Here is a 7,493-nt window from a genome sequence, read left to right as displayed (position 1 = left end):
GACGCGCTGCCCGTCGGCCCTCCCGATCACGGCGCCAGGACCGCACTGCGGAGGAGCTGCCTGGCCCGAGCGGGCACCCGGGCCGACGGTGCGGCCCTCGCGTCCGCCGGCGAGGGGTTCGCTCCCGCCGGCATCGCCCATGTGGCACGCGCTGTCTCCCAGGCCCGGTTCGAGCGCACCTTCGACACCGGAACCCGACTCCGTCCCCCACGGACGACCACCTGGCCACGGTCCGCGACACCCGGCTCACGGCCAGCAGCGCCACGGCCCGGGAGTTCGCCGGGCGGACCGGGGAGTTCACCCGTATCCGGCGTCCCGGCTTCCGGTCTGCGACGGAGGGGTCAGTCCGGCGGGGACGGCGTGTCGCTGCCGGTGTCGATGAGGATCTGACCGGCCCCGGTGACGTTGTCGGCCCGGACGGCTCTGGCCATCGCGGCGCGCGCCGCGTCAGGCATCGTGTCCGGCGGGACTACCAGCAGGGAGAAGTGGTCCCGGTCGCCCCGGGTGATGAGGACGGTGTCGTCACCGACCGGGAAGGAGTCGATGTGCACGACTCGGCCGTCGATCACCAGTCGTGTCGGCAGTCCGTCCCAGGCACTGGTGTCCAGACCGACGCGGGTGACGGGTCCGAGATGCTCGGTCAGCGCGGTGATCAGCGAGGGCAGCTCGGCACCGATGTCCCGGGACCCCGGCCACCAGGCGCCGTCCAGGATCCCCTCGCGCGCGTGCGTCGTCTCCAGTCTCAGCAGGGACGTCCCGGGGCTCACCGGCCGGTGGACGGCGTCCGGCAACAACCTGGGAGCTTCGGGGGTGCCGGAGCCGGTCATGGTGTCCGCCCGTCCTTCGTATGCCGGTCGTACGGCCTGCGGCGCCCGGTCTCTGCGGACGCGGCGCGGTCGTGCTCTTCCTCTTCCGTCTCCATCCGCCGGAGCCCCTGGTGCGTCAGCGTGACCATCGAGGGCGTATCACCCCTCCCCCAGTCGACGACGACCCAGCCTTCGCCCGCCAGATACGTACAGGCAGCGGCCAGATCCTGCTCGGGGATGCCGAGGTCGTTGCGAAGCTTCGCCCCGTCGACGCCCAGGAGGCGATCACCCTCGGCGGCTCGGTACAGAACCCGCATGATCTTCTCGCGGTCCACCTTCCGCTCGCGCAGTACTGCCCTGACGTGCCGTCCTCCGCGGCTCCCGGCCGGACCGAGGGCGATGTCGTCCCCGGTCGCTGTCGCGGTGGGGCGTGCCGGGGCGGTCGCGTGTGCCGTCGGTCGGCGGCTCCTCCGGGGCCGGCGGCCGACCCCCGGCAGGGCGTCGCTGTAGGGGAAGGCAGCGATCCGTTCGTCGTGCCGGGCATGGAGGCGGTGGAGCAGAGCGGCTCCGACAGCGATCAGGACGAGCAGCGCGGCCACGGCGATGACAGTCATGGTCCTCTCACCTCCGTCGGCCGTCGGACGAACGCCCTGTCCAGTCGACGGACCGGGGCAGGACCGGCGGCGGACCTGCCCCGCCGCCGGTCTCCCGCGCTCCTTCCCCGCTTCGGGCATCGGTCCTGTCCGCCGCTTCCTCCCGGCCCAGGGCATCGCCGCCGTCACCCGACATCAGCCGTGCGGCGGCCTCCGCACCGGTTTCCGGCGGAATCACCAGCACGTCCCGGCGGCCGCCGGTGGAGAAAAGGGTCATCCGGTGAGGATCCTGCTCCTCGGTGGAGGAGACCACCTCCACGGTGCGCCCGGCGACGGACACCCAGCACGGGATGACGGGCCAGTGGTCCGGGTTCACCGTGACACCGGTGATGCGGCCCCAGAGACCGCCCAGTGCGGCTGTCAGGGCCGGCAGCTCGCGGGTGAGGGCACGGGACCGGGGCCACCACATGCCGTTCAGCCCGCCCGGCGCGGGCGTCAGGCACAGGCGGGCCGAAAGCGGCGGTGCGCTCCTGCTCGATGTCGTACGGTCGATGATCACGGTCATGACGCGGACCTGCCCCCGGGCTCGTGGGGCGGCCCGGCCTTGTCGATCACCGGAAACGGCACCCACGGCGGAGCCGGTGCGCGAAGAATTCCCGGTGTCTCCACTCTACTCCGCCCGCTGGCCCGAAAACCCGGGTGACCAGGTATTTTTCTGTCTCGGGACCTGGCCTCCGGCGCTCGGCGGCGAGCCGGGGCAGATCCGGTCCTTGTGCTCGTCATGCCCCCGAGAGCGGTCGACCAGGGTCGACGGAGACGCGGTCCGGCGTCAGCCACGTCTGCCCCCGGACGGGACGACAGCCCGCACGCAGTCCGCGGGACACCCGTCCGGGACCGTCGCGCCCCTCGCCGGCGATCGGCAGAAGACCGGGTCGGCGACCCACGGGGAAGGTCCCCGCGGGCCTCCGAACCGGCCCGTCACCAGGAGACCGAGAAGGCCCGGCCTTCGGCCGCGCCGCTCGACCCGCGATTCCACCGGTCGCCCGGCCGCCTGCCCGCACCCGGTCCGCGGGGCGCCGGACACGGCGCCCCCGACGGCCCGGGGGCGGTCCTCCTCCCCCCCCTGCCCGCCGTTCGGTCCTGCCGTGGGCCCTTCCGGTGCCCCGTGGGTCTTGGTCACCGCTGCGGCAGGGGGCCGCGAGGCCCTCCGTCCCGCGGGGCCGGGGTCCGGTCGAGGACGGCCGGGGCCCGGGCGGCGAGTTCCGCGAGGGGCCCGCCGCTCAGCCGGCACACCCTCCACTCGTCCAGGAACTCCACACCGAGCGACCTGTAGAAGCCGATCGCCGGCTCGTTCCGGGCCAGGACCCACCACTCGAAGCGCTCGTAGCCCCGCTGCTCGCAGATCGCGGCCAGGGAGGCGAGCAGCGCCCTGCCGTATCCCCCGCCGCGGGCGGACGGGCGGACGTAAAGGTCCTCCAGGTGCATGCCGCGCGTGCCGGTCCACGTCGAGAAGCGGGGGAACCACAGGGCGTAGCCCACGACCCGGCCCGTCCCGTCCTCCTCGGCGATCAGTGCGGAGGCGGCGGGATGCTCTCCGAACAGCGCCTCCCGGAGCTGCTCCCCGGTCGCCCGGGCCTGTTCGACGGCCCGTTCGTAGTCGGCGAGTTCGCGGATCATCGCGCGGATCTCCGCGACGTCCTTCTCAGTGGCGGCCCGGATCATGCCGAAGATCATCGGTCACGGCACCGGATCGCGTCCATACCCCGGGACGGACCCGGGCCCCGGCCCGGTTCGGCGCTTCCCGCCGTGCGGGCGCGCCGGCGTCCCGTTCTCGACCGTGCGCCCCGGCCCGGGGGCGGACCCCGGCACTGCGGAGCCCGCGCCGAACGCCGGCGCCCCGCACCACCGGGTACCTCCTGAGGACCGGCTCGTCGATCCCGTCGAGCAGCTCACCGGCGAGCACGGAGCGGGAACGGGGACGGGCTCAGGAACGGCGCGCGCCGGGCGGCCCCGTCGTTCCCGCGGCCGGGAGCACGGCCGAAGGGGCGGGCACGGTCTTCCCCGTCCCGCGTTCGGCTCCCGCGGGCCACACGATCTCCACGGGGATGCCCCGGGCCCGGGCGTACGCCACCAGGTGCGCGGTGGCGTCGAGGCCGTCGGACGGGGAGCCGTCCCAGGCCGCCAGCAGCAGGCCGCCGGCTGCGATCATCCGCTCGTCCGCGCCGACGCAGGAGTCCCGGTGGTCCGGCTCGTACGGCAGGAGCCGCGCCTGGTCGGCGAGGTTCAGCAGTTCACCGGCGGCCGTCCGGTCGCGCGGGGGCGGCAGGGCGGGGACGCCGTCGTGCGTGGGAACGACCACGATCAGGCGGCGGCCCGCCGCGCCGGCCGCCCGGCCGAACGCCAGCGGCGCTCCCGCGCCGCAGCGCACCGTGACCGGCCCCGGGCCGACGTGCCGTTCCAGTCGCTCCAGCCGCTCCAGTCGCTCCAGTCGCTCCAGTCGCTCCAGGAACGCGGACTCCACCAGGGCGAGCGTGCGCGGGCTCAGGTCGGCGTGTCCGACGGCCGTGATCTCCCTGCCCGCCGCCCCTCGGCCCGGCACCTGGCCGCCCGTCGCCCCGTTGTCGTGTGCCGCTGTGCTCATCTCGCCCCTGACAGTCCTCGCCGACCGGTTCCCCGCGAGGGCCAGTGAAGCGGGGGCGCACGCCGACGGCCAGGGCCGAACGTCCCTGACGGGACGGGAAACCGGCACGGTCGGGCACGGGCGGGGCGCCGGCCGGTCACGGGGCGCAGGGTTCGCGCCACATCGGCCACATGGGGGGACCGTCCGGGAGCTGCAGGGGCTCGCGGACCGGGGCGAAACCGAGGCGTTCGTACAACAGGCGGCTACGCGCGCTGCTCGCCTCCAGGTAGGCGGGCAGCCCCTCGCGGTCGCAGCGGTCGAGGACCGAACCGATGAGCGCGGTGCCGAGCCCTTCACCCTGCCGGTCGGGCACCACGCCGATCATCCACAGGTACTCGTGGGCCCGGCCGGTGGGGTGGACCTCCGCCGTCAACCGGCTGATCATCTCCACCCGCTCGTTCTCCGGGTCGACGGCCCGGCGCACCCGCGCGGGACCCTCGTCGTCCGCCGGGTCCCCGGTGCCGTGGTCGTCCGCCGGCACCGACATCCACAACGCGCACGCCGAACCGTCCTCCGTGAGGTCGATGCGCCCCCCGGCGAGCACGATGTCGGTGAAGGCTCCCATCAGCCTGTGGTGCGTCGAACGGCGGTACTCCGTGCCCGGGAAGACCCAGCCGCTGACCGGATCGTCCTGGAACGCCTCGTCGAGGAGCCGGACCAGCAGCTCCCGGTCCCCCTCGCCGGCCGTCCGGATCGCCACACCCATACGTCCGCTCCTTCTGCTCAACCCTCGTCCTCAGTACGGAGGTTGACCCTATCGGGACGGCGACGGCCGCCGGCAGGACGACCACGTCCGCCCCTCGGGAATCCTCCTGTCCCCCGCACAACAGGGGCCAGGGGCAGGAAGCGGGGGCAGAAGCGGCGAGCCGCGGTGTGGGCGGGACCGCACACCCCGTCGGGGGGTGCGGTCCCGCCGGGCCGGAACCACGGTGGACGTACGGGGGTCGGGGTTCCGCACATCCCCGGTGTCCGGCGTCCCGAACCCCCCGTCTAGGTGGTGCGCCGGGTCACGAACTCCGCGAGGGCCAGCAGTCCGCCCGCCGCCTCCGGGTCCGGCACCGCGCGGGCGAGTTCCTGCATCACCCGGGCCATGCGGTCGGCGGCCTGGGCCTGCGCCCAGTCGCGGCCGCCCGCCCGTTCCACGGTCAGGGCGATGTGCTCCAGGTCCTCCTCCGCGTGCGGGGCCGCGTACAGCACGGCGAGTTCGGACGCCTCCGGGGTGCCGGAGGTGAGCGCGGCGACCACCGGCAGGGACTTCTTGCGGGCGGCCAGGTCCGCGCCGGCGGGCTTGCCGGTACGACGCGGGTCCCCCCATATGCCGATCACGTCGTCGATCAGCTGGAAGGCCAGCCCCGCCTCACGGCCGAACGCGTCCAGTGCCTCCACGTCCGCCGCCCCGGCGTCCGCGTACAGGGCGCCGAGCGCGCAGGCGCAGCCGAGCAGCGCGCCCGTCTTCGCCTCGGCCATGGACAGCGTCTCGTCGAGGGTGACCTCGCCGGGAGCGCGGCCTTCCATGGCCGTGTCCACCTGTTGTCCCGCGCACAGTTCCACGACGCAGTCCGCGAGCCGGGCCACCGCGGCCGGAGCCGACGGGTGGGTGTCCTCCGCGAGCAGCCGCAGGGCGAGGGCGTGGAGGGCGTCCCCTGCGAGGATCGCGTCGGCATCGCCGAAGACGGTCCATGCGGTGGGCCGGTGGCGCCGGGTGGTGTCCCGGTCCATCACGTCGTCGTGCAGCAACGTGAAGTTGTGCACCAGTTCCACCGCGGCGGCGGCCCGGACGGCCGTCGCCCGTGCCGCGGGGCCGCCGAGCGCGGCGGCCGCGGCGAGAACCAGCGCGGGGCGGATCGCCTTGCCGGAACCGCCGGTGGCCGGGGTCCCGTCCGCGTTCTCCCAGCCGAAGTGGTAGCGGGCGATCCCGCGCAGCGGGCCGGGCAGCGAGCCGATGGCGGCCCGGAGCACCGGGTCGACCTCGGCCCGCGCCCGCTCGAGCAGGATCGTCGCCTCGTGGCCCTCGACGGGAGGCTGCTCGTCCTCCGTCCCCGTCGTGGGCCCGGCCATGGACTCCGTCATGAACTCACCTCTGGCCCCGTCTCGGAGGATGACCGGAGGTGGCGTTCCCGCCGGTGCCGCGCGCGTGCCCCCGGAATGTCCCCGCCCGGGCGGGCGGGGACGCGGCGTGCGAGCCGAGAGGTCCCGGAAGGTCACCGCCAGCGACCGATCTCGACGTTCTCCAGGACGCCGAGCGCGTCCGGCACCAGGACCGCGGCCGAGTAGTAGGCCGTGACCAGGTACTTGATGATGGCCTGTTCGTTGATGCCCATGAACCGCACGGAGAGGCTCGGCTCGATCTCGTCGGGGATGCCGGAGGCCCGCAGGCCGATGACGCCCTGGTCCTCCTCGCCGGTGCGCAGCGCGATGACGGAGGTCGTGCGCTCTTCGGTGACCGGGATCTTGTTGCACGGGAAGATGGGCACGCCCCGCCAGGTGGGGATGCGGTTGCCGGCCATGTCGATGGTCTCCGGGACCAGCCCCCGCTTGTTGAGTTCGCGGCCGATGGCGGAGATCGCGCGCGGATGGGCGAGGAGCAGCTTGGTGCCGCGCCGCCTGCTGAGCAGTTCGTCCAGGTCGTCGGGGGTGGGCACGCCGTCGTGCGGCTGGATCCGCTGGTCGTACTCGCAGTTGTGCAGCAGGCCGAAGGTGCGGTTGTTGACGAGTTCGTGCTCCTGGCGCTCCTTCAGCGCCTCGACGGTCAGCCTGATCTGCTGCTCCGTCTGGTTCATGGGCTGGTTGTAGAGGTCGGCCACGCGTGAGTGGATGCGCAGCACGGTCTGGGCGACGCTCAGTTCGTACTCGCGGGGACTGGCCTCGTAGTCGACGAAGGTGTGCGGGATGTCCGGCTCCCCGCGGTGGTCGGACGCGAGGGCGATCTCCTTCTCGCCGTACTTGTTGGTGCGCTGACGGGGGACGGACCGCTGCTGCCGGAGGTGTCCGCTCAGCGTCTCGGACCGCTCGGCGACCTGCGCGACGGCCTCACGGGGCAGCACGAGCACGGTGCAGGCGGTCAGGGTGCGGGTGGTGTATTCCCAGATGGCGTCCTCGTCCAGCAGCGCCTGGTCCCCGAAGTAGGCGCCGTCGGCGAGGATCCCGAGGGACTCGTCGCTGCCGTAGGGGCCGGTGCCGACCTTCTCGATCCTGCCGTGCGCCAGGAGGAACACCTCGTCGGCCGGGCTGCCGAACGAGGTGATCACCTGGCCGGCCTCGATCTCCCGCTGCCGGCAGCGGGAGGCCAGCTCCGAGAGCACCTCCTCGTCCTCGTACGACCGCAGGGCCGGCAGTTCGCCCAGTTCGGCCGGGACGACCTCGACGCGGTCGCCGGTCTTCACGAACGTCACGCGTCCGTCGCCGACGGCGTAC

8 protein-coding genes are annotated in these 7,493 nt (G+C 73.9%); all 8 read right to left on the bottom strand.

Annotated elements, in window-relative coordinates:
* Positions 1-341 precede the first annotated feature (341 nt).
* On the bottom strand, positions 342-827 hold the full coding sequence (locus tag AOK18_RS13350; protein WP_055571359.1) for a DUF5994 family protein: 486 nt from the start codon (positions 825-827) through the stop codon (positions 342-344).
* Entirely contained in the window at positions 824-1,123 is a 300-nt protein-coding gene (locus AOK18_RS13345) for a hypothetical protein (RefSeq protein WP_055694486.1), read from the bottom strand. Before AOK18_RS13345 ends, AOK18_RS13350 begins: the two co-directional genes overlap by 4 nt.
* A gap of 304 nt (positions 1,124-1,427) precedes the next feature.
* Positions 1,428-1,964, bottom strand: a complete 537-nt coding sequence (locus AOK18_RS13340; protein ID WP_055571360.1) for a DUF5994 family protein — start codon at positions 1,962-1,964, stop codon at positions 1,428-1,430.
* A 611-nt stretch (positions 1,965-2,575) separates the two neighbouring features.
* Complete coding sequence (locus AOK18_RS13335; protein ID WP_055694485.1) at positions 2,576-3,121, bottom strand: GNAT family N-acetyltransferase; 546 nt, start codon at positions 3,119-3,121, stop codon at positions 2,576-2,578.
* A 262-nt stretch (positions 3,122-3,383) separates the two neighbouring features.
* On the bottom strand, positions 3,384-4,040 hold the full coding sequence (locus tag AOK18_RS13330) for a hypothetical protein (RefSeq protein ID WP_055694484.1): 657 nt from the start codon (positions 4,038-4,040) through the stop codon (positions 3,384-3,386).
* 136 nt (positions 4,041-4,176) lie between these two features.
* Positions 4,177-4,785, bottom strand: coding sequence for a GNAT family N-acetyltransferase (locus AOK18_RS13325; protein ID WP_055694483.1), 609 nt, complete (start codon positions 4,783-4,785; stop codon positions 4,177-4,179).
* 284 nt (positions 4,786-5,069) lie between these two features.
* Complete coding sequence (locus AOK18_RS13320; RefSeq protein ID WP_055694482.1) at positions 5,070-6,149, bottom strand: family 2 encapsulin nanocompartment cargo protein polyprenyl transferase; 1,080 nt, start codon at positions 6,147-6,149, stop codon at positions 5,070-5,072.
* 131 nt (positions 6,150-6,280) lie between these two features.
* A partial coding sequence (locus AOK18_RS13315) for a family 2B encapsulin nanocompartment shell protein (RefSeq protein ID WP_055694481.1) occupies positions 6,281-7,493 on the bottom strand: 1,213 nt, incomplete at its 5' end.

The sequence above is a fragment of the Streptomyces prasinopilosus genome, from assembly GCF_001419695.1.
In the GTDB taxonomy this organism is placed as follows: Bacteria; Actinomycetota; Actinomycetes; order Streptomycetales; family Streptomycetaceae; genus Streptomyces; species Streptomyces prasinopilosus.
Note: the sequence above shows the minus strand (reverse complement) of the source record. Positions and strands in the feature narration are given on the sequence as shown.